A 20676-nucleotide genomic window follows, 5' to 3' on the forward strand; every position below is an offset into this window, starting at 1 on the left:
GAACATTGTATTAACAAAAAATGTATGATGAAGTAGTCACTATTATACGTAAGATAACAATATACAATATCATATCAAACCGCGTTCCTATCAAAAGCTTCTCTCATTTTTATAATTTAACTATTTTCGTTTCCACGCCAAAATGGTCAGATACAACTAATTTGTTCGTATTATTAAAGATTACATTTGAATATTCTACCTGAACAGATTTATTTGTTAGAATTAAATCAATTCTTAAGTCTTCCTTGTTGTCACTCCAACCCATAATTTTACCTTTCACTGTAATTCCTTCATCCTTTTTCTCCGCAAGATGGTATGTGTCATAAAGACCATGAGTTAGCAAGTATTCATAGCCTTCTCCTTTAAGAAAAGCATTGTTGTTAAAGTCTCCCATCAGAAAGAATGTTTCATCCTTCTTTACATGTTGAAGAAGGTGATCTGCTTGAGTTTTAAATGGTTCCTCTTCATCATGCCACCATCCCATATGACATGAGTAAAAGGAAATAGGTTTGTTATTGTATGTAATTGTAGTACCGACAATTTTTCGTGTTTTCCAATGATTAATCACGTCTGTTCCCTTAGAAACAAAAAATGAATGGTTCTCTATCATCGGATGCTTTGTTAGGATAGCCACTCCTTCTTCGTATGTTTCATAAGCCATATGAGCAAGATCCCAAAAGAACGAGTATTCAGTACTACCTAATGATTTAAGTTCCTGTAACAATACGAGTGCAAAATTGTTTTCTCTTATATTGTCATATATATATGGCTTATCAATAGATTGACTTACCTCTTGTAGGGAGATAACATCATATGATTTTTCCTGGATGATTTGCGCTAAATACTTTATTTTCTCTATTTGATCTTCCTCCTGCCAGGAATGACAGTTTAAAGTTAAGATTTTCATTTAGTTTATACCTCCGATTGACTTTAGGTATTCGGTTAAAGCGCACGTTGAATAAAAAGGTTTTCCTCTTGTAGCAATTAAAAAGGAGGAGAAACTCCTCCTTTTTTAAAAGATTTACAATCTATCTATTAAAACAAAACGTATTTGTTTTTAGCCATTTGACTATTTAGAATAAGTTATTTTAAATTACACTTTAAAAGTAACTCTTGTCGTGACACCTCTGAAGTAGAGACTTGGTCCATATTATCTAATTTTTCTAGAGTATTTGTAATAATAATAGGGGTAACAATCTCTTTATTTTTACTTTCTAAGAAATGGATATCAAAGGTTGATAACACATCGCCTACTTTTACAGATTGTCCTTCTTCTACAAATGTTTCAAATCCTTCACCTCTAAGATCAACTGTCTCTAATCCAACATGAATTAGAATTTCTACGCCGTTTACAGACTTAATTCCTATCGCATGTTTAGTTGGAAAAACTTGAACGATCTTACCCTCAACTGGGGATACAAGCTTCCCTTCTTTTGGGATGATCGCTATACCATCTCCCATCATTTTATTTGAGAAAACAGGATCAGGTACTTCTGCTAAGGAAATAACTTCTCCATTAAGAGGCGAATATATTTCTTCTGTTTGAGTTTTGACTTTCTTTTGAAATAAATTTTTAAACATTTATGTCAGCTCCTATGTTTTAGAATAGTTCTTTGATACATGTGGTGAAAGACGATTCATTTGTTTCAAAAAGATATATGTATAGTACTTAAATTTGTATATTTTAATAGATTTCTTCTCTTTGTTATAACTTATTAGGATTCTTCATTTTGAGACACTTTAATATGTTGTCGGTACTCAACATACTTTCGAAACAATGTTTCCCCAACAATAAAAAAGGTAGAAAAAGTCGGAACTGTAGTGCCATCACTTAACTTAGTTTCTGAGCAATTAGCATATAAGTTGTAGGGAGTCATTCTGGCTAACACGTTATTTCTTAAATTTGTTATAGAAATGAAGGGAATTCCTTTAGAAACGATCGATTGCACTGTAGGAACCATTATCGGTGTATCACCTGATAAGGAGATAATAATAATAACATCTCGAACCGTTACATCTCTGATAATCATCTCAAACTCCGAATGAACTCGTATAACATGTAAGTAGCGCTGCACAGCACGAAACATTCTTTGTAGTTCATATGCGCAATTCAACTGTAAATCCCCAGTTCCATAAACAAATATCCGCTCAGATTGCTCTATTAGCTCACATATCTCATGAAAATTTTTGGTTTTCGTATATTTTAGAGTTTCTTGTATGTCTGTGCTCAATACCTCCATACTGCTTACTTGCTCACTCGGTCCTTCTTGGTCTTCCCATTTTAAAAAAACACGAAATTCACTATAACCACTAAAACCTAGTTTTTGGGCTAAGCGGAGAATGGATGAACGAGAAACATTGCATTTGTCTGCTAAACTGTTGATTCCTAACTCATAGCACGAACTTTTATGATTTAAAACGTATTTTAAGATATGAAAATCATTTTCATGTAATTGATTATAGTGTTTGTTAATTAACTCTTCTAACTTCATTATTTTTATGCCCTCCCCAGTTTTTTATATTCTATCACATTCTTTAATACGTAAAGGAGAGGACGCAAAATCAAAAGAACAAGAAGTTTTCATGATTTTTATATCTTTCTATTTACCCCTATTCATTAATATAGATTTTAAAATATACTCTAAAATTCCGTGCGGTTCTTTATGATTTGTTCTAAGAAATAGAAATACAATATTTGTTTTATAAGGACTTCACCCCTTGTGATAACTATTAAAGTTTTCTTTATATACCTTCTGTTCAATATTGTCACCGCTTGCATTATCTTTATAGCATATGTAAAAAAAGGCAACAATAAATCACAAGCATTATGGGCCTAATCACAGTTTTTGTTCTTTTTCTCATCTTCTAGGAATTTTCCCACCAACGATAGATTTACTCAATGAACTCTAAAATTTAAAAGACATCAGGGCCCAATTCATAGTTGATTGAAACACAAAAGCAACTGAGTATATGAGCTATTTTAAATGCTTAGCAGAATAAAAGTTTTTCCTTCTTAACCTCCTTCTCCATACTACTTCTCTACATTTAATGGTGAACAAGAGAAAATTCCCATCCTCTGTGAAAAATCACAATAATAGTGATTGTGACCAGTTTGCTTTCGAATTATTGCTGAAAGGAAAATATGTGTGTGAAAATAAGGAAAACGTTCCCTACTATGAAGGAGGAAATCATATGTAATCAAAATAGCATTGAGAAAGCAAGACCCTGCCTGTTTCCTATGGTTTTTGAGCATCAAGGAATTATTTTTGTTATTTGAATGAGGAGGTTTTATTTTATGATGAAAGCGGTTCAACGTTTCGGCGGAGCAATGTATGTACCCGTTATGCTTTTTTCGTTCGCAGGTATAGTAGTGGGGCTAACTATTTTACTTCAAAACCCTCAGTTAATGGGTAATCTTGCAGATCCTGATGGTCTTTTGTATAAGTTTAGTTATATCATTCAAGAAGGTGGATGGACAGTATTTAGACAAATGCCCATTTTATTCGCAATCGGAATTCCAATTGCCTTAGCAAAAACAGCTCAAGCCAGAGCCTGCATGGAATCACTTGTTGTATATTTAACATTTAACTATTTTGTAAGCGCTATCTTGACTCTCTGGGGAAACAAATTCCGTGTGGATATGAATGCCGATATTGGCGGTGTAAGCGGACTAACGGAAATAGCTGGTATTAAAACATTAGATACAAGTATTATAGGATCCATTTTAGTCAGTTGTATTGTTGTTTATATTCATAATCGTTATTTTGATAAAAAACTACCCGATTTTCTAGGGATTTTTCAAGGCTCTACTTATGTTTTTTTTATCTCATTTTTTGTCATGCTTCCACTTGCATTTATTGTTACGTTTATTTGGCCCATTGTTCAGGGAGGCATCGCATCCTTACAAGGTATTCTCGTTTCTTCAGGCGTTTTTGGAGTAGGTTTGTACACATTCTTGGAACGAGCTTTAATTCCAACTGGCTTACATCACTTTGTGTATACTCCATTTATTTATGGACCAGCTATAGTAAACGGTGGGATTAACACGTATTGGATCGAACATCTCAATCAATATGCTTCTAGTGCGTTATCATTGAAAGAACTCTTCCCTCAAGGAGGATTCGCTCTTCATGGGAATTCAAAAATATTTGGTGTTTTGGGAATTGCATTGGCTATCTATGCAACTGCCAAACGAGAGAAAAAGAAGGTAGTCGCTGGATTACTAATACCGGCTACCTTAACGGCTGTTGTTGCTGGTATAACAGAACCTATTGAATTTACTTTCCTCTTCATTTCCCCACTTTTATTTATTGTACATGCTCTTTTAGCGGGGATAATGGCAGCGACTATGTATGCCTTTGGTATTGTTGGAAACATGGGCGGGGGGATGATCGAAATGGCAACTCAAAATTGGATACCACTCTTTCATAATCATTGGATGACTTACGTGAAACAATGGATGATTGGTCTTTCCTTTACCGCTATTTACTTCTTTACTTTCCGTTACTTAATTGTGAAGCTGAATGTGGCAACCCCAGGTCGTGAAAAAGAAAATGGAACCGATGCCAAACTCTATACAAAGAAAGATTATAAAGCCCAAAAACAACATGGTTCAAATAAGGATGCAGCCCCTGCAGATGCTTATTCTAATCAAGCTCTGCTTGTACTCGAGGCGTTAGGTGGAGCGGATAATATTTCAGATGTTTCAAATTGTGCAACCCGCTTGCGTGTTAGCGTTATTGATGAAACAAAAGTACAAACAGACGCCGATTTTCGTGCCAGTGGTGCCCATGGGGTTGTCCGAAAAGGTACCGCTATTCAAGTCATTATAGGCCTTTCTGTTCCTCAAGTAAGAGAGAGAGTTGAGCGGTTTATTACCAAAGCTAATGCTCAATAAGTTTTTCTATATATTTATAAATGTGAAAAAAGCCGTACCATTTTGTTGAATGATACGGCTTTTTTGTTTGTTTTTTTTATTACGATTGCTTGAAGCGTTCATGTATATTATTTTGTTTGTACGTTCCCCCTTCACTAAACTCCATTAATTCCATTGAAAGAGCTAAGTATCTTTTTTCAAACAAACAAGCGAAATGCTCCTTCATCACCTCAAAAAGTTCATTACATACTTTATCTTTCTCCCCTGGAGAACGCCCGGCTCCAATCTTTAAAGTAGCATGTACAAATGCATCATCTTCTTTTCCATCAGCTATCTGATAATGTGTAAGTTCCACTGCTCTTGAACGAATTCCTCCTACAGGAAAGGTGCCGTTTTGCGCTATGAGCGTGCTATTCACTTTCTCAAGTAATGTTAGAATATCTATTTCTTCCTTTATATTATCTGTGTACTCCACAATAAAATGAGGCATCTTTTCCCTCCTCTAAAGAAACCGCTATCAGTTATGATTTACAGTGCTTTCTTTAACATTCATTTTACTCTTTCTATTAAATTTAGAATCACCAACAATTATATTTTCTAATTTCCCAAGTCCTTCAATTTCCGTCACTACTTTATCCCCTGCTTTAACTCCTTTAAGGCCTTCTGGTGTACCTGTTAAAATAACGTCTCCCTTATCTAAAGTCATAAAACTGCTTAAGTATTCAATCAATGCCGGAATGTCGAAAATCATATCCTTCGTTGTTCCTTTTTGGGTAAGTTCATCGTTAATATAAGTACGTATTTGTAGATTCATTGGATCTTTGATATCATCCTTATCCGTCAGCCATGGTCCAATAGGCGTACATGTATCACGATTTTTCACCCGTAAGTTCGGACGATAATAGTTTTCAAGATAATCGCGAATCGCATAATCATTAGCGATGGTGTACCCCGCCACATAATGATAGGCATCTGTGCGCTTTACATTTCTAGTTTTTTGACCTATTACGACTGCAAGTTCACACTCATAATGCATATAGTCAACACCGTCTGGACGATGTGTTTCCGCTTTATGTCCTACAAATGTGTTAGGACCTTTTAAAAAGACAAGCGGTTCTTCTGGAGCATTAAACGCAAGTTCTTTGGCATGGTCCGCGTAATTGAGACCTAAAGCAAAAACGGTTCGAGGCTGAACAGGTGGCAACCAGATAACTCCATCTTCTGACAAGAGCCGTCCATCAGTTAGACGGAGTAAACCGTTTTCTTCAACCGCATCATGTATCCCGCCGCTATAAGCTATACGAGCTCTCTTCATATTTTTCCTCCTAACTTCACTTCATCCTCAGCGACAATTTGATTTTCTAAAAAACCTATTTGATCGATTTCAATTCGAATGTGGTCCCCTTTTTTAGCTATTGGGGCATTTTCAGGAATCCCTACAAGAAGGACATCTCCTTTAGTTAAGGTCATAAATTCGGTTACATCCGCTATTAACTGTTGGATTGGACGAATGAGATTACTTGTTGTATTTTCTTGTTTTAATTCGCCATTAATATATACTCTTATCCCTAAATGACCCGGGTTTTTAACTTCACACTTCTCCACAATCCAAGGACCAACCGGACAAAAACCGTCGCGAGCTTTTTGCTTTATTGCTGGTCGGTATACACTTTCATGAGGAACACTCACATCGTTTACAATTGTAAATCCTTCTACATAATGGAAAGCTTCGTTCATTGAAACATTTGTGGCCTGTTTTCCTATGACAATTCCAAGTGATGCGCCTATTTCTAGTTCATCTATGTCTACGGGGCATGGAATAGGCATGCCGTGCCCAATCACTGTATTCGCTGGTTTAATATACATGACCGGAGCTTTTGGAGGTTCTTTATAAGGAGCCTCATGTATAGCGTCCCCTAATGAGCTTAGGGTACCTTTATAATTTAGTAATGTCCCATAAATTGTGCCGCTTATGGGAGCATCAAGAACTAACCCCTTTGTTTTATGGAATATAGCGCTAGTTCCTGTATAGCTTGGATCTATTGCTGTTTCTTCCCTATATGAAATTCCATGCCTTTTTATTTGTACATTACTCATCTTGTCACTCCTCACCTAAAGTATCTTATAGCTTGTTTCTAATGATGGTTTACGCCTTTTACATCGTTTCCTGTATTTGATTTCACTAAAATTTCATCAAAATTCCCTGTTTCCCGTTTTGTAGAAAGTATGGTACCTAGATAAGCGCCTAAGAACCCAAGTGGAATCGATACAATTCCTGGAGAGGTTAAGGGAAATAAAGGTTCTCCCACAAATAGAGCAGCACCTTTTATTGGACTCCAGATACTCGGGCTTAATGAAACGAAAAGAAGTGTTCCTATCAATCCAACAAGAATTCCTGTGATGGCACCAGTTATATTGAAACGCTTCCAATATACTGTAAATAAAATAACAGGCAAATTAGAGCTAGCTCCTACTGTTAAAGCAAGTGAGGCTAAAAAAGCTACATTCATATTTTGAACAAATAAAGCTAGGATAATGGAAAGAACGGTAATGCCAATAGAAGCAATACGAGCCATTTTCATTTGTTGACCTTGTGTTGCCTTTCCATTTTTCAGAATTTCATTATAAAAATCATGTGAAAAAGCGGTGGCTCCTGTAATAACAATGCCTGCCACTACCGCTAATATCGTTGCAAATGCAACAGCTGAGATAATAGCAAATAACGTCTCTCCCCCAAGCATTTCTGCCAATAAAGGAGCGGCCATATTTCCAGCTGAGTTTGCGGCCATAATTGTATCAACTCCTACAAATCTAGCAGCAGCAAATCCTAAGAAGATAACCATAATATAAAAGAGACCTATAATCCAAATCGAATAAACAACAGACTTTCTAGCCACTTTTGCATCTGGAACAGTCAGAAATCTGCTTAATACATGAGGCAAACCAGCTGTGCCAAGAACTAAACCAAGTGTCAGTGAAATAGCATCAAGACCATTTGTATACTTTGCCCCAGGATTTAAATAGGCTTCTTTAAGTGGTGTTGCCGTTTTCATTTCCTGGAATACACGGATAAAATTAAAGTCAAACTTACTCATAACAAGAATAAAGATAAAAATTGTCCCGCCCAAAAGAAGAAAAGCTTTGATTATTTGCACCCAACTTGTCGCAGTCATGCCTCCGAAGAGAACAAAGCTAAGCATAACAATCCCGACGATAATGACAGAAAGTTCATAGTTGATACCTAATAAAAGTTTAAATAAGGCTCCAGCTGCTACTAGCTGAGCTAGCATATAGAAAATCGATATCGTTAACGCATTAAAAGCGGTGACTGCTCTTATTTTTTTAGATCGAAAGCGCTCTGTAATCATGTCAGCTAGCGTATACTTTCCTAAATTGCGCAGCGGTTCTGCAACAAGCAACAATACGACGAGATAAGAAACAAGCGCCCCGTACATCAGAAAAAGGCCGTCATAACCAAAAAGGGAAATGGCTCCAATTAGACCGAGAAAAGAAGAAGCAGACATAAAATCACCTGCAATAGCAAAACCGTTTTGCCATCCTTTTAATCCCCCTCCAGCTGTATAAAAAGATCGAGCATCTTTCGTCTTTCGAGCTGTGTAAAAGGTAATTAAGAGAGTGATAAAAACAACTAAGAGAAAAAGTCCGATAACTTTACCGTCCATCCCGCTCCATCTCCTTCTCTTCTGTTTCTAGCACATTTTTTGCGATTTGGTCGAATTCGGCTGCTTTCTTCATATATAAATGACAAACTCCCCATGTCATAAAAAACTGGGCAAAGGCAAAAGCCCAGCCCCATGAGAAAGGATCAATGAGCGGTTTTGTTAGAATATTAGAGTAAAAAGCTAATACTGGAAGTAGTAACGAGAATACTAAGAAAAAGATGGTAGTGAACAACGTAAATCTCTTTTTAGTTTTTATTAATTTTTGAAAAGGAGATGAAACTACCATTCTTTTATAATTAAGCGAAACAGGGGTTTCAGCTGCTTCTTTCTTTAATTCCATCTTAACTTCCTCCCTTAATTCTACTTTCCATTTTCATAAACTAGTCTTGATTAAAAATAACGAGCTTTAATTCCAGCATTTCTTCCATTGCATATTTTATTCCTTCTCTTCCCGTGCCGCTTTCTTTCACTCCCCCGTAAGGCATATGGTCCACACGAAATGTAGGGATATCATTAATAAGAACGCCCCCAACATGTAGGTTATCAGCCATCTTTAAAGCAGTATGAATGTTCTCTGTATAAACCCCAGCCTGTAAACCATATTTAGAATGATTGACTTCTCTTGCTGCTTCTTCCATTGAAGCTATCTTATTTATCACAACAATGGGAGCAAAGACTTCTTCACAAGAAACCTTTAAAAATGATTTGGCATTTAAAACAACCGTTGGAAGTAAGGCATTTCCTTTAGTTTTTCCCCCAAATCTAATTTCTGCTCCTTGTTCCTCTGCCTCTTTTAACCAACCTAGTGTACGATTTACATCTCTCTTAGAAATGAGAGCTGACACATCTGTTTCTTCATCTAATGGATTTCCCACCTTTAATTTTTCTGTTTCTTTTACGAACTCTTCAACAAACTCTTCATAAATCTTCTCGTGAACGTAGATGCGTTGAAGAGAAATACAAACTTGTCCTTGAAAAGAAAATGCACCTTTGACACAACGAGAGACTGCTTTTTTAATAGGGACTCCTTGATCAATCACAACGGCCGAATTTGAACCTAGTTCAAGCGTCACACGCTTTAGACCTGCTTTATTGCGAATGCCGATTCCAACGCTAGGACTTCCCGTAAAAGTTATAGCAGCAATCCGCTGATCACCTACTAATTGATCACCAACTGTTTTCCCGCTCCCTGTTATGATGTTTAGAGCACCTGCTGGGAGACCTGCTTCATGAAACAAATCGGCTAAGAAGTAAGAGGAAAGAGGAGTCTGTGATGCAGGCTTGAGGACAACCGTATTTCCAGTAGCAATTGCGGGTCCTACCTTATGAGCAACTAGGTTCATCGGAAAGTTAAAGGGGGTAATAGCTCCAATAATGCCGATAGGCTTCTTTACCGTATAGGCAGTGCGATTCTGTCCTCCTGGAGCTGCGTCAAGGGGTAAAGTTTCCCCGTAAATCCGTTTTGCTGCTTCAGCTGCAAATTTATACGTATGGATAGTTCTCTTTACTTCTTCCCGTGCTGCCGTAATCGGTTTTGCTGCTTCATTTGCAATAATTCTTGCCGCTTCTTCTTGACGTTCTTTAAGCAACTGAACGACTTTTTCTAAAATGTCAGCCCGTTCATATGCTGGCATTGCCGCCATTTTCTCCCTTGCACGATAGGCTGCTTCTATGGCCATCTCAATTTCCTTTTCGCTTGCTACAGGAATTTCAGCAATTCCTTCATCAGAATAAGGGGATGTTAAAAGCCTATACTTCTCTGCTTTTTGCCAGACTCCGTTAATATATAAATCTCTTTTTAGTTTAGTTTGTATTGCCACGTCTAAGCTCCTTTCTTAAGGTTGTGCTGGATTAGATAACAAGCTCATCCCTTTGTATATATTCGTTCATATCATTCAGTTTATTTGGCTCTCCTTTTATAAAATCAAGCCAACTTATGATCACGGAATTAAAATCCTCTCTACCATCACATTTTTTTATTTGAATTAATAAAGAAGCTCCGTTTTTGTTTATAAACATTTGATGGCAGACTCCCTCATAAGATGAACCATTAACCTCTACTTTCAATTTATATAACCCTGGCTTAGGCAATCTGTATTCCCTATCAACATGAATCTCCATAAAAATATTATTTTGTCCCACATGAGAATAGTAGATAGATGTTCCTTGAACTTGGTAAGGGCGCCCAAGGTAGCTTGGTATATCTCTCACGCGTCCATGCGCAAGCAACCCTCTAATAGCTGTTGAACTGATTTTTTCATAGTGATGCTTCACTTTTGAAATCACAGTCACCTCAAATTCACCCTCGCCATGCTCTGCCATTGTTGCTATGTTCCCTTTTCCTTTCGCTCCATAGCAGTAATCAAACCCTGCTACAACGTGCTTACATTGAAAACTACATATATATTGATCTACAAATTCTTTAGGAGAGAGAGCAGAGAACTCTGGAGTAAATTCAACAATAAATAACTTCTCCACCCCTAATTCTTTAAAACCTTCTTCTTTGACTTTTAGTGGCGTTAAATATTTCATAGGCTTCTTTTCTGGAAACAAAATGTCTTTTGGATGGGGGAAAAAGGTCATCACGCCAAATTTCAATCTTTTTTGCTTTGCGATCTGTTTAGCCTTCTCTAAAATGGCTCGGTGACCGACATGAATTCCATCAAAGAAACCTAGTGCTAAAACACAAGATTCCCGCTTACAAACCGATGATTTTTCTATTGGGTAGCGAAGATGAATGGTTTCCATTCTGCTCTCCCTCCTTTTTAAGTTAGCTGTGGGGTTGTTAGTCTACTATATTTCCCTTCATAAAAAGCAAGTGGTTTTCCATCACGCAAGATAACATCCTCAACTTCCCCGATAAATAACGTATGATCTCCTGCTATTTGGCTTCCATATACAGTGCAAATAATGTTTGCTAAAGACTCTCTTATAACTGAACTCCCATTCCTCTTCTCAAAGGAAACATTCTCTTTATCACTTGATTGGCCTGCGAACAACATGGACACTTCCTGCTGTTCTTCGGATAGAATATTAACGGAAAAACGCCCTGATTTTTTAATTTTGGAAAGCATTTTTGCTTTTTCATCTATCGAAATTAATACGAGAGGTGGGTTAAGCGAAACAGACATAAAGGCATTGGCTGTCATCCCATGAACTTCTCCATCTATATCGGTTGTAATAACCGTAACGCCTGTAGCGAATTTTCCCATTGCATTTCGAAATGTACGAGTATCCATTACAAATCCGCCCTCCTAGATCACAAACTCTGGTTTTCGTTGTGCAAGGTTTGGTTGTTTTGTGGAGATTTCTTCATTTGTTTCAATATCTAGAAAAGGTGACGTTTCATTAAACCAGCTATCTGGTGCTTTTGCTCCCCAGAATGTTTGGCGTCTAGGATCATTTAAATCCCAACGGACCGGTTCAAAGTCGTTATCGCTTGTCAAATAATCTCCATTGTAGAGTTCAATACGATAGCCGTCTGGATCTCTTAAGTAAAGGAAGAATGCATTGGATAAACCATGACGAGCAGGTCCTCTTTCGATATTTTCAGCATATCCTAGTGAAGCAAGAACATCACAACAATGAATTAGAGCTAATGGATCTGGAAGCCAGTACGCAAAATGGTGAAGTCTTGGACCTTCTCCATTCATAAATGCCTGATCATGCACAGTTTGCTTACGATGTAACCAAGCAGCCCAAATACGATTTTCTTCTGTTGTTGTATATTCTGAACAAGCAAAACCAAGTTCGTTTATGAAAAAATCATAGGCTTTCTCAACATCCGGAACGGCGCAATTCACATGATCAATACGCTGAATACGAGCACCACTGTATAAATCATAGCGCTGGATTAATCGTTCTGCTTTTTCAATTTCGCAAAAGAATTCGAGTGGAATTCCTGAAACATCATGCACATGTAATGCTCTCCCAAGGGCATGTTGTTTCCCTTTTTCTACCCATTTGGTTTTTAAACCTTTTGACTTAAAGAGCTCTTCAATACGCTCTAAATCTTCCTCTTTCTCGACCTTATACCCGAGTGCTTGTACCCCTAGCTTTTCAGATTTTTTCAACACTAAACTGTGATGAGTATGTTCTTCAAGCCCTCTCAAATATACACAATCATCTTTCGTTTCTGTTTCAATCATCCCTAGAGCTTTCACATAGAAATCTTTAGAACGATTCAAATCTTTTACGTTAAGTACAGTTCTTGCAATTCGAATAATATTAAAGTTCATCTCCTTTATCCCCCTCTTCCCCTTATTTACTTTCCACAACTTCTTCTGAGCGATTTAGAAATTCTTTTACACGATCTACATACTCTTGTTTGTCATATCCGTTATAAAGGGCACTTGCCATCCGAACTGGATCACCAAAGAAGAAACGCTCGTAAAGTGTTTGACGTGAACCAAATGCGCTTATACATATATCCCATGCAAGACGATACAACTTCACTCGGTTGTAAGCGTCTCCATTTGCGGATTGAAGATACTTATCGAGATCCGAGCGAATCGGGGAATGGAAATCTGCTTCATTTGGAATGGCCATTAACCCGCTTGCTCCCATTAACTGCATAATTTCAGTAAAGCGAGGATACAATTTCGGGAAATAGTGACGAGCAACATTTAGCGGGGCAAACTCCGGTGTCATTGTGCCCCATTGATCCATTTTGGCATTAGCTTCTGAAGCTGTTACATATGCTTTCATTGTTTCGAGTCCAATAATCACTTCTGAAATTTTTTCTTGAATATGCTGATACTGTCCAATATTGATTGTTTCTGCCATAAGTTGAAGGGTACCAAGAATAAACTCTGTTTTCGCAATATTTTTGGAGACAACTTGGTGGGTCATATGAACAACAGCATTGCTAGCATTATAAGCCTCATTACACGTCTCTACGTCTCCTAAAGAAAATACGCGATCCCAAGGTACGACTACATCATCAAACACAACAATCGTATCCATTTCTTCAAAACGTGAACCTAATGGATGATCAAAATTTGATTTACCATAATCAAATGATTCACGACAAATGAATTTTAACCCAGGGGTATTATTAGGAATGGAGAATGCATAGGCATATGGATTTTCTTCTTCTGATTGTTTCAATAATGTAGAAGGAAAAACCATAATTTCATCAGTGATTCCACCTTGGGTAGCCAGTAAACGCGCTCCTTTGATTATAACTCCTTCAGATGTTTTTTCTTTAATTCTCGCGGCAATGTATGGATTTGGGAGCTGTGCCGTGTTCACTCCTCTGTTCACTTGAGGATTAATTAAAGTGTGAGTTAAAGACAAATCGTTTTCGCGGCAATATTCAAGATAATTTTCCATGTTTCCCGCATACATTTCGTCTTGTTTTCCGAACATATCAGCTGCCGCTCCATATGCCATCATGCCAACATTAATGTAGTCTGGAGAACGTCCCATCATGCCATTATTGTATCTCGCCCACTCTTGCATCATTTTACGTCGCATCTCTAAATCTTCTTTTGTTTTTGGCTGCATAAACGAAGTTCCAATTCGATTTCCTGTCGTTGGTGAAACGTACGTCATATAGTCCTTTTTATCCCGATCATGCTGCATATCATATAGCGCTGCCTGTGTTTTCATCACGCCTTTAAAAGCTGGATGCTCAGATACATTTCCTGTTACTTGTTCTCCATTAATCCATACATTTGCTTTTGCCTTATCAACGCGTTCGATATATTGTTTTCCTGTTTTAGCTGGCATCTCTCTTTTCCCCTTTCACTCATCTCTGTTCGTTCTACTGCTATCCTGTTAAGGATCATCACTTTCCAAATTGAGGGATATGATGATTACCAATAGCTACATGAATAACTTTTGGTTCGGTATAAAATTCAAAAATAGCGTAATGTCCTCCCTCACGACCAATACCGCTATCTTTCATTCCTCCAAATGGAATGCGAAGATCACGAACATTTTGTGCATTAATCCAAAGCATGCCTGCTTCAACTGCTTGTGCAACTCTGTGCGCTCTTTTAATATCGTTTGTCCATACGTATCCAGCTAGACCATATCTCGTCTCATTGGCTAGAGAAACGACTTCTTCCTCTGTTTCGAATTCAATAACAGCCATAACAGGTCCGAAAATCTCATCCTGACATACTTTCATATCATTTGTTGCATTTAATAGAAGTGTTGGTGGAACAAAGTTACCTTCTTTTACTTCTTCTGGTACAGTTCCTTGAACAACTTCACAACCTTCTTCTTTCGCAATCTCAATATAGCGTTTTACTTTATTGAAGTGGTTTTTTTCAATTAAAGGTCCAAGCTGTGTAGAAGGATCCATCGGGTCCCCGATTTTAATATTTACTACACGTTCTTTTAATGCTTTAACAAATCTATCTTTTATATTTTTGTGAAGAAACACGCGTGAATTCGCTGTGCAGCGTTCACCGTTAAAAGAAAAGATTCCCCAAACAGCTGCATCAAGTGCTTGATCAAAGTCTGCATCATCAAAGACAATCAGAGGAGACTTACCTCCAAGTTCCATAGATGTTTTCTTTAATGTATCCGCTGAATTTTTTATAATTGTTGAACCTGTTGTTGTTTCCCCTGTAAACGATATAGCTTTTACATCCTGATGAGCAACAAGAGCAGCGCCAGCATTCTCTCCAAATCCATGTACGACGTTAAAGACTCCGTCTGGTAACCCAGCTTTATGGATAATTTTAGCTAACTTATCTGCTGTTAGGGGCGATAACTCTGCAGGTTTTAAAATAACTGTGTTTCCTGTTGCTAGAGCGGGTGCTACTTTCCAAGTCTCAAGCATAAATGGAGCATTCCAAGGTGTAATAAGTCCAACAGGTCCAAGCGGCTTATATAATGTATAATTAATAAATTCATCATCTAGCGGGTATGATTCTCCGTGTAATTTCGTTTGAACTAGGCGGGCATAGAAGCGAAAATTTTCTGCAGCGCGAGCCGTCATTTTTTTTGTTTGACTAATAGGAAGACCTGTATCCATAGATTCTAAGAAAGCAATCTCTTCAATGTCCTCATCAATTAAATCTGCAATTCTATTAATATACTCCATTCGATTTTTGACTTTCATCTTTCCCCATGAACCTTCAAAGGCCTCTTTAGCAGCCGCTACCGCTTTATTTATATCTTCTCTTTGACCAGATGACACAGTATTAATGACTTCATTTGTAAATGGATTTGTATTTTCAAATGTCTCTTTAGAGCTTGTTTCTACGAATTCACCATCGATATAGAGTTTTACATGTTCAACACGTACATCTTTCATTCCTGTTGGGGTAATAGCTGTCTCGTTCCTCATCTTTTCACATCCTTTATATCATTTCATTGTTGCACTTTAATTCATTTATTTCGCTGTGACTTTATCAAGTTCAACATAGTGCTGTAAGACTGCACGAATCTCATCTTGAAGTTCCTTTGTTGGCAAATCCATTGGTAAACGAAGGATAGGTTTAATACGGCCCATCATACCTAGCGCTGCTTTTAGTGGAGCTGGGTTCGTATCTTTAAAAAGAACATCATTTAATGGCATTAACTCATAGTGGAGATTTGCAGCTCTCTCTACATCGCCTTCTTTCCATGCATCATAAACTTCTGCAACTTTTTTAGGTTCAACATTTGCTGTAGCACTGATATAACCAGCTCCGCCAATTGCAAGCATTGGATAGCAAAGTAATTCAATACCTGAATAAAGAAGAAAATCTCTTCCACACTCTAACAACACACGGTTAACATGCTCAAAATCTTTGTTTGATTCTTTAACTCCAATAATATTAGGGCAATCTGTATTTAATTTGGCTAGTGTCTTTACTTCTAAATTCACGGATGTTCTTCCAGGAATGTTGTAGACGATAATCGGAAGGTTCGGTACTGTGTCTGCCACTTTTTTGAAATGTTTGTAAAGAGCATGTTGAGATGGTTTGTTGTAATAAGGAACAATAATAAGGACCCCATCTACTCCCTCAATCTCACTAGCTCTTTTGGTTAAATAAAGCGTTTCTTCATGATTTGTAGATCCTGTTCCAGGTACAAAAGGAACCCGTCCATTCACGGCTTTAGCCGCTCGCTCTATCACCTGAATTCGTTCCTCAATTGTTAAAGAGCTAGGTTCTCCTGTCGTTCCAGTTACAGAAATACCATGGCTTCCACTTTCAATATGCCAATTAATAAGAGATTCTAAAGTCTCAAAATCAACAGAACCATCTTCAGTAAATGGAGTAATGATAGGAGCAATTGATCCTCTTAATTTTTGTTTTGATTGTTCGAATTTTGACATCAGTTTTTCTCCTTCTTTCCTGAATTTTTTAAGCAATTACTCTTACACTTATAAAATAACTAAAAATTATAAATATTTAGAATTTTATATTGGTATCGCTTACAAAAATAATGTATCATAATGTCAGATATATGAAAATTACTTAAAAAATTGGTTTTCCATACGAAAAAAGTATACCGAAACAAGGAGGATAAGCTTATGGACTTAAGACAGCTCCGCTACTTTACTGCTATTGCTGAGGAAAAACAAATCACAAGGGCCGCCAAGAAACTACATATGGCACAGCCCCCTCTTAGTCATCAGTTAAAATTGCTTGAACAAGAATTAGGTGTTTTACTATTAGAACGTAACGGAAAAGAAATGGAACTTACAGAAGCCGGAAAAACATTGTATAAACGTGGTAAAGATCTTATCGAAAAGTTAGAGGAAATTAATATAGAAGTTCAAGAAACAGGAGAAGGACTTAGAGGAATATTAGCTTTTGGGACTGTAAAGACATGCTTTTCTTATTTATCAGAAAGAATTCGTCTATTTAGAGAGCAATACCCTTTAGTAACATATAGAGTCCTTGAAGGAGATTCCTATGAACTTACCAAATACCTGCAAGAAAGAAAGATTGAATTTGCAGTTGTTCGCTTGCCGGTAGATATGGATAATTTTTCTTTTCTGCCTCTACCAAAAGAAAAATTTGTAGCCATTGTTCCCGAAGACTTAGAGATTTATTCATCCCTTTCATTAAAAGAGATTGCCCAAATGCCGCTTATGCTATTACACCGTATAGATGGAACAGGGTTGTATGAACTTGTAATTGAGGCCTTTATGAAGAACGATTTAACACCTAACATTGTATGTGAATGTGCAGATGCCGCTATCCTTTTATCTCTTGTAAAATCAGGCTCTGGCATTACCTTACTTCCTGAATCGACCTTATCTTCGTTTCCTTTAAACGGATTGAAAATCATTAAAGTTAATGACTGTGTTATTGAATCAAAAGCAGCTGTGATTTGGCTAAAAGATCGTTACATATCTAAAAGTGCCAAACGTCTTATTGAAACGTTTAATATTTAGCGGCGAAGAATCTTAACTCCATCAAAAAGCACTAGGGTTACCTATTAGCCCTAGTGCTTTTAACATCATAACTTTATAGTTTATACTCGCGATAGATTCTCAAACTTCCAAAATGGAGATTGTACCCCTATTACTTGTTCGATAGCGTGCTTTTGGTGCGGTGATAAAATATTTGTGGGAAGTCCTTTGATTGTTTCATGATACGGGTCTTCTCTTACCTCACTTTGTAACCCACTTATCCCTTCTATAATTTTCAGGGTGCAAATTGGCACATATGCTGCACTATAACCTCCTTCATGACATAGAACTAAACGTCCCCCACAAATCTGCTGAGCTAATTCTTTTATCGCAACAGCCATTTTTTTAAACCCATCTGCTGTTACCATCATTTGTGCTAGAGGATCGAAAACGCTTGCATCTTGACCGGCGGCTACAAGGATAATCTCTGGTTTAAACTGTTCTGCTATCGGACTAATAATTTTCTCTATAGCATGTAAATATCCCGCATTTCCTGTTCCAGCAGGTAGAGGGATATTTACATTAAAACCAGCTCCTCTATCTTCCCCAACATCCTCAACATCACCTCGATTAGACGGAAAATTATATTCTTGATGAAGGGAGATTGTTAATACTTCTGGATCATCATAAAATGAACTCTCCGTCCCATTCCCATGATGAACATCCCAGTCTATAATTAAAATCCTCTTCAAGTTATATTCTTTTTTCGCATAATGGGCAGCAATTGCTACATTATTAAAAAGACAAAATCCAATACCTTTATCCCTTTCAGCGTGGTGTCCTGGTGGTCTTGTGAGAGCATATACATTTTTAACTTCACCTTTCATCACTGCATCAATCCCTGAAATAACGCCTCCAGCAGATAACAGCGCTATCTCATAAGAACCTCTCCCGACAATGGCTAATTCTCCTGCATCTCCTCCTTCGGTCCGACTTAAGGATTCTACTCGATCAATGTATGAACGAGCATGATTCCATTCTACTTCTTTCCTTGTAGCGGGACGAGGCTTTAAAACGTGGAGCTCTTCTATAAATCTACTTCTCTCTAAAAGATTCTTCACTCTTCGCTTACTTTTTGGACTTTCTCCATGTTCATCAGCCTCAATCCATCCACCTGGTGATAAAAAAAGCGCTCCATTTCCTGTATCATGCCAAAAATAGCTTTCATCACAAATAAACCCTGTTTTATTCCCCATTTTCATTCCTCCCATATCTCTTAGAGAAGTAGTATACAATCACTTCTTATTTTCTAACTTTCTCTTGGCTATTATCCCTCTCTCATAACAAGTGAAGGGAAGTCTATAAATGCTAGCTTCCCCCAGATGCCGTGCTTATTCAGAAACTCAAATTTGTTCCTTAAATCTTTTAAGTGCTTGATCCATTCTGCTAATGATTTCTTCCACTTGTTCACTTGTAATAATAAGCGGTGGTGCAAGGGCTACTGTGTTTGTCCCTTTCCAATCAAAATAACGTAGCTGCAATCCTAGATCCATACAAATATCTGTATATTGTGCTGCAGCGTGTTCTGATGGGTCAAATGGAATACCACTCTCTGGGTCTCTAAACAGCTCTATCCCTGCTAAAAGGCCAAGCCCTCTTACTTTTGTTACATATTTATGATTTTTCTCTAAATATTGAAGTCCTCTTAATAACTCTTCACCACGCATTCGACTATTTTCCACAATGTTGTCTCTATCAATCATTTCAATCGTTTTTAATCCGACTGCACAGGCAACAGGATGGCCGCTATATGTGAATCCGTGAAACATCATCTCATCAGATTGCACAAACGCTTCCCTAACATGCTCTCTCATAATTACGGCTCCAAGATGAGCATATCCACTTGAAATTCCTTTTGCTACACAAAGAAAATCTGGTACTACGTTCCAATGATCCACACCAAACATTTTTCCAGTACGTCCAAATCCGCAGATTACTTCGTCAGCAATCATTAAGATACCATGTTCATCACAAAGTTTACGTACTGCTTGAATATATCCTTTAGGAGGAAATCTTACTCCTCCTGCTCCTTGAATTGGTTCGATAATCACAGCAGCAATGGTATCTGCCCCCTCTGCTTCTATTGTTCCTCTAATAGAGCGTGGATAGTTTGGATCAGTTTTATCTCCAAGTTCAGCTTCTACTGCATGAGCTGCTGCTTTAAGAAAGTTTGGAGCATTGGAAGTTGTAAACTTTTGAAATCCTTCGATCCCCGTAGCACTTGTAGCACCTACTGTAACCCCATGGAATGATTGATCTAAGGAAATAATCTTTGTACGCTCTGGCTGTCCTTTCACTTTCCAATAGAAACGAGCCAACTTGAAAGCTGTATCATTAGATTCTGAGCCTCCTGATGTAAAGAAGCAAACATTCAAGTCCCCAGGCGCCATTGAAGCCACTTTTTGTGCTAAAAGAATGGCTGGTTCATTTGATTGTCCACTAAATGAAGAGCTATAAGAAAGTTTTAGCATCTGTTGTTTAGCCGCTTCGGCTAACTCCTCATTTCCATATCCTAAATTTACATTCCAAAGCATAGACACCCCATCAATTCGTTCTTTACCTTGTAAATCTTTAAGATACACTCCATGACCCTCCGAAAAAATAGTAGGGGGACCTGATAGATAATGTGCTTTTGGGGGAGTTGTTGGGTGCAAATAATGTTTCTTATCAATCTCTGCTAATTCGGCATGTGTAAAAGTAGAACCTTTAGATAATTTTTGCATGCGTATTCCTCCTAAATTATATTAATT

General features: G+C 37.5%; 19 protein-coding genes. 2 read left to right on the forward strand and 17 right to left on the reverse strand.

The window, feature by feature from the left end; genetic code table 11:
- Nucleotides 1–109: 109 nt before the first annotated feature.
- The 3 genes from B9N79_RS10560 to B9N79_RS10570 all read right to left on the reverse strand — a co-directional run bounded on the left by B9N79_RS10560 (nt 110) and on the right by B9N79_RS10570 (nt 2492).
- Complete coding sequence (locus B9N79_RS10560; protein WP_040057523.1) at nt 110–907, reverse strand: endonuclease/exonuclease/phosphatase family protein; 798 nt, start codon at nt 905–907, stop codon at nt 110–112.
- 176 nt (nt 908–1083) lie between these two features.
- The gene (locus tag B9N79_RS10565) at nt 1084–1581 is read right to left on the reverse strand and encodes a PTS sugar transporter subunit IIA (RefSeq protein WP_019394264.1); all 498 of its coding nucleotides are present in this window, start codon (nt 1579–1581) and stop codon (nt 1084–1086) included.
- Nucleotides 1582–1715: 134 nt separating this feature from the next.
- On the reverse strand, nt 1716–2492 hold the full coding sequence (locus tag B9N79_RS10570) for a MurR/RpiR family transcriptional regulator (RefSeq protein ID WP_040057522.1): 777 nt from the start codon (nt 2490–2492) through the stop codon (nt 1716–1718).
- Between the two features lie 803 nt (nt 2493–3295).
- Here B9N79_RS10570 and B9N79_RS10575 point away from each other — a divergent pair.
- Nucleotides 3296–4897, forward strand: a complete 1602-nt coding sequence (locus B9N79_RS10575; RefSeq protein WP_048896797.1) for an alpha-glucoside-specific PTS transporter subunit IIBC — start codon at nt 3296–3298, stop codon at nt 4895–4897.
- Between the two features lie 79 nt (nt 4898–4976).
- Here B9N79_RS10575 and B9N79_RS10580 read toward each other — a convergent pair whose 3' ends face one another.
- Genes B9N79_RS10580 through hpaI form a run of 12 tightly spaced genes read right to left on the reverse strand, consistent with a single transcriptional unit; the run spans nt 4977 to nt 16840 of the window.
- Nucleotides 4977–5366 (reverse strand): 5-carboxymethyl-2-hydroxymuconate Delta-isomerase, encoded by a 390-nt coding sequence (locus B9N79_RS10580; RefSeq protein WP_046217335.1) that lies wholly within the window; start codon nt 5364–5366, stop codon nt 4977–4979.
- Nucleotides 5367–5393: 27 nt separating this feature from the next.
- Entirely contained in the window at nt 5394–6191 is a 798-nt protein-coding gene (locus tag B9N79_RS10585; protein ID WP_085118225.1) for a fumarylacetoacetate hydrolase family protein, read from the reverse strand.
- A complete protein-coding gene (locus tag B9N79_RS10590; protein ID WP_046217337.1) occupies nt 6188–6973 on the reverse strand; it encodes a fumarylacetoacetate hydrolase family protein in 786 nt (261 codons plus the stop codon). The genes B9N79_RS10585 and B9N79_RS10590 overlap by 4 nt, the downstream gene beginning before the upstream one ends.
- A 38-nt stretch (nt 6974–7011) precedes the next feature.
- Complete coding sequence (locus tag B9N79_RS10595) at nt 7012–8559, reverse strand: solute symporter family protein (protein WP_046217338.1); 1548 nt, start codon at nt 8557–8559, stop codon at nt 7012–7014.
- The gene (locus tag B9N79_RS10600; RefSeq protein ID WP_046217339.1) at nt 8549–8899 is read right to left on the reverse strand and encodes a DUF485 domain-containing protein; all 351 of its coding nucleotides are present in this window, start codon (nt 8897–8899) and stop codon (nt 8549–8551) included. The genes B9N79_RS10595 and B9N79_RS10600 overlap by 11 nt, the downstream gene beginning before the upstream one ends.
- 40 nt (nt 8900–8939) lie before the next feature.
- The gene (locus B9N79_RS10605; RefSeq protein WP_376752402.1) at nt 8940–10379 is read right to left on the reverse strand and encodes an aldehyde dehydrogenase family protein; all 1440 of its coding nucleotides are present in this window, start codon (nt 10377–10379) and stop codon (nt 8940–8942) included.
- Nucleotides 10380–10410: 31 nt separating this feature from the next.
- Complete coding sequence (locus B9N79_RS10610; protein WP_085118227.1) at nt 10411–11307, reverse strand: hypothetical protein; 897 nt, start codon at nt 11305–11307, stop codon at nt 10411–10413.
- Between the two features lie 17 nt (nt 11308–11324).
- Entirely contained in the window at nt 11325–11798 is a 474-nt protein-coding gene (locus B9N79_RS10615) for a flavin reductase family protein (protein WP_046217341.1), read from the reverse strand.
- A 15-nt stretch (nt 11799–11813) separates the two neighbouring features.
- Nucleotides 11814–12797, reverse strand: coding sequence for a 3,4-dihydroxyphenylacetate 2,3-dioxygenase (hpaD, locus tag B9N79_RS10620; protein WP_019394253.1), 984 nt, complete (start codon nt 12795–12797; stop codon nt 11814–11816).
- Between the two features lie 22 nt (nt 12798–12819).
- On the reverse strand, nt 12820–14292 hold the full coding sequence (gene hpaB, locus B9N79_RS10625; RefSeq protein WP_085118230.1) for a 4-hydroxyphenylacetate 3-monooxygenase, oxygenase component: 1473 nt from the start codon (nt 14290–14292) through the stop codon (nt 12820–12822).
- A gap of 58 nt (nt 14293–14350) precedes the next feature.
- Entirely contained in the window at nt 14351–15865 is a 1515-nt protein-coding gene (hpaE, locus tag B9N79_RS10630) for a 5-carboxymethyl-2-hydroxymuconate semialdehyde dehydrogenase (RefSeq protein ID WP_019394251.1), read from the reverse strand.
- 45 nt (nt 15866–15910) lie between these two features.
- Nucleotides 15911–16840, reverse strand: a complete 930-nt coding sequence (gene hpaI, locus B9N79_RS10635; protein ID WP_048896798.1) for a 2,4-dihydroxyhept-2-ene-1,7-dioic acid aldolase — start codon at nt 16838–16840, stop codon at nt 15911–15913.
- 198 nt (nt 16841–17038) lie between these two features.
- Between hpaI and B9N79_RS10640 the strand changes: the two genes are divergently transcribed.
- Entirely contained in the window at nt 17039–17908 is an 870-nt protein-coding gene (locus B9N79_RS10640) for a LysR family transcriptional regulator (RefSeq protein ID WP_046217343.1), read from the forward strand.
- 80 nt (nt 17909–17988) lie between these two features.
- Here B9N79_RS10640 and B9N79_RS10645 read toward each other — a convergent pair whose 3' ends face one another.
- Entirely contained in the window at nt 17989–19122 is a 1134-nt protein-coding gene (locus tag B9N79_RS10645) for a class II histone deacetylase (protein ID WP_085118232.1), read from the reverse strand.
- Nucleotides 19123–19269: 147 nt separating this feature from the next.
- Complete coding sequence (locus tag B9N79_RS10650; protein ID WP_046217345.1) at nt 19270–20649, reverse strand: aminotransferase family protein; 1380 nt, start codon at nt 20647–20649, stop codon at nt 19270–19272.
- Nucleotides 20650–20676: the final 27 nt, after the last annotated feature.

Source organism: Priestia filamentosa (genome assembly GCF_900177535.1).
Classification (GTDB): Bacteria; Bacillota; Bacilli; order Bacillales; family Bacillaceae_H; genus Bacillus_I; species Bacillus_I filamentosa.

Bases quoted from the DNA above. Each gene is read 5' to 3' on its own strand.
- B9N79_RS10595 (WP_046217338.1), bottom strand. From the start codon at position 8,559: ATGGACGGTAAAGTTATCGGACTTTTTCTCTTAGTTGTTTTTATCACT.
- B9N79_RS10585 (WP_085118225.1), bottom strand. From the start codon at position 6,191: ATGAAGAGAGCTCGTATAGCTTATAGCGGCGGGATACATGATGCGGTT.
- B9N79_RS10570 (WP_040057522.1), bottom strand. From the start codon at position 2,492: ATGAAGTTAGAAGAGTTAATTAACAAACACTATAATCAATTACATGAA.
- B9N79_RS10565 (WP_019394264.1), bottom strand. From the start codon at position 1,581: ATGTTTAAAAATTTATTTCAAAAGAAAGTCAAAACTCAAACAGAAGAA.
- B9N79_RS10560 (WP_040057523.1), bottom strand. From the start codon at position 907: ATGAAAATCTTAACTTTAAACTGTCATTCCTGGCAGGAGGAAGATCAA.
- hpaI (WP_048896798.1), bottom strand. From the start codon at position 16,840: ATGTCAAAATTCGAACAATCAAAACAAAAATTAAGAGGATCAATTGCT.
- B9N79_RS10600 (WP_046217339.1), bottom strand. From the start codon at position 8,899: ATGGAATTAAAGAAAGAAGCAGCTGAAACCCCTGTTTCGCTTAATTAT.
- B9N79_RS10610 (WP_085118227.1), bottom strand. From the start codon at position 11,307: ATGGAAACCATTCATCTTCGCTACCCAATAGAAAAATCATCGGTTTGT.
- B9N79_RS10580 (WP_046217335.1), bottom strand. From the start codon at position 5,366: ATGCCTCATTTTATTGTGGAGTACACAGATAATATAAAGGAAGAAATA.
- B9N79_RS10590 (WP_046217337.1), bottom strand. From the start codon at position 6,973: ATGAGTAATGTACAAATAAAAAGGCATGGAATTTCATATAGGGAAGAA.
- hpaD (WP_019394253.1), bottom strand. From the start codon at position 12,797: ATGAACTTTAATATTATTCGAATTGCAAGAACTGTACTTAACGTAAAA.
- B9N79_RS10650 (WP_046217345.1), bottom strand. From the start codon at position 20,649: ATGCAAAAATTATCTAAAGGTTCTACTTTTACACATGCCGAATTAGCA.
- B9N79_RS10615 (WP_046217341.1), bottom strand. From the start codon at position 11,798: ATGGATACTCGTACATTTCGAAATGCAATGGGAAAATTCGCTACAGGC.
- B9N79_RS10575 (WP_048896797.1), top strand. From the start codon at position 3,296: ATGATGAAAGCGGTTCAACGTTTCGGCGGAGCAATGTATGTACCCGTT.
- hpaE (WP_019394251.1), bottom strand. From the start codon at position 15,865: ATGAGGAACGAGACAGCTATTACCCCAACAGGAATGAAAGATGTACGT.
- B9N79_RS10640 (WP_046217343.1), top strand. From the start codon at position 17,039: ATGGACTTAAGACAGCTCCGCTACTTTACTGCTATTGCTGAGGAAAAA.
- hpaB (WP_085118230.1), bottom strand. From the start codon at position 14,292: ATGCCAGCTAAAACAGGAAAACAATATATCGAACGCGTTGATAAGGCA.
- B9N79_RS10645 (WP_085118232.1), bottom strand. From the start codon at position 19,122: ATGGGGAATAAAACAGGGTTTATTTGTGATGAAAGCTATTTTTGGCAT.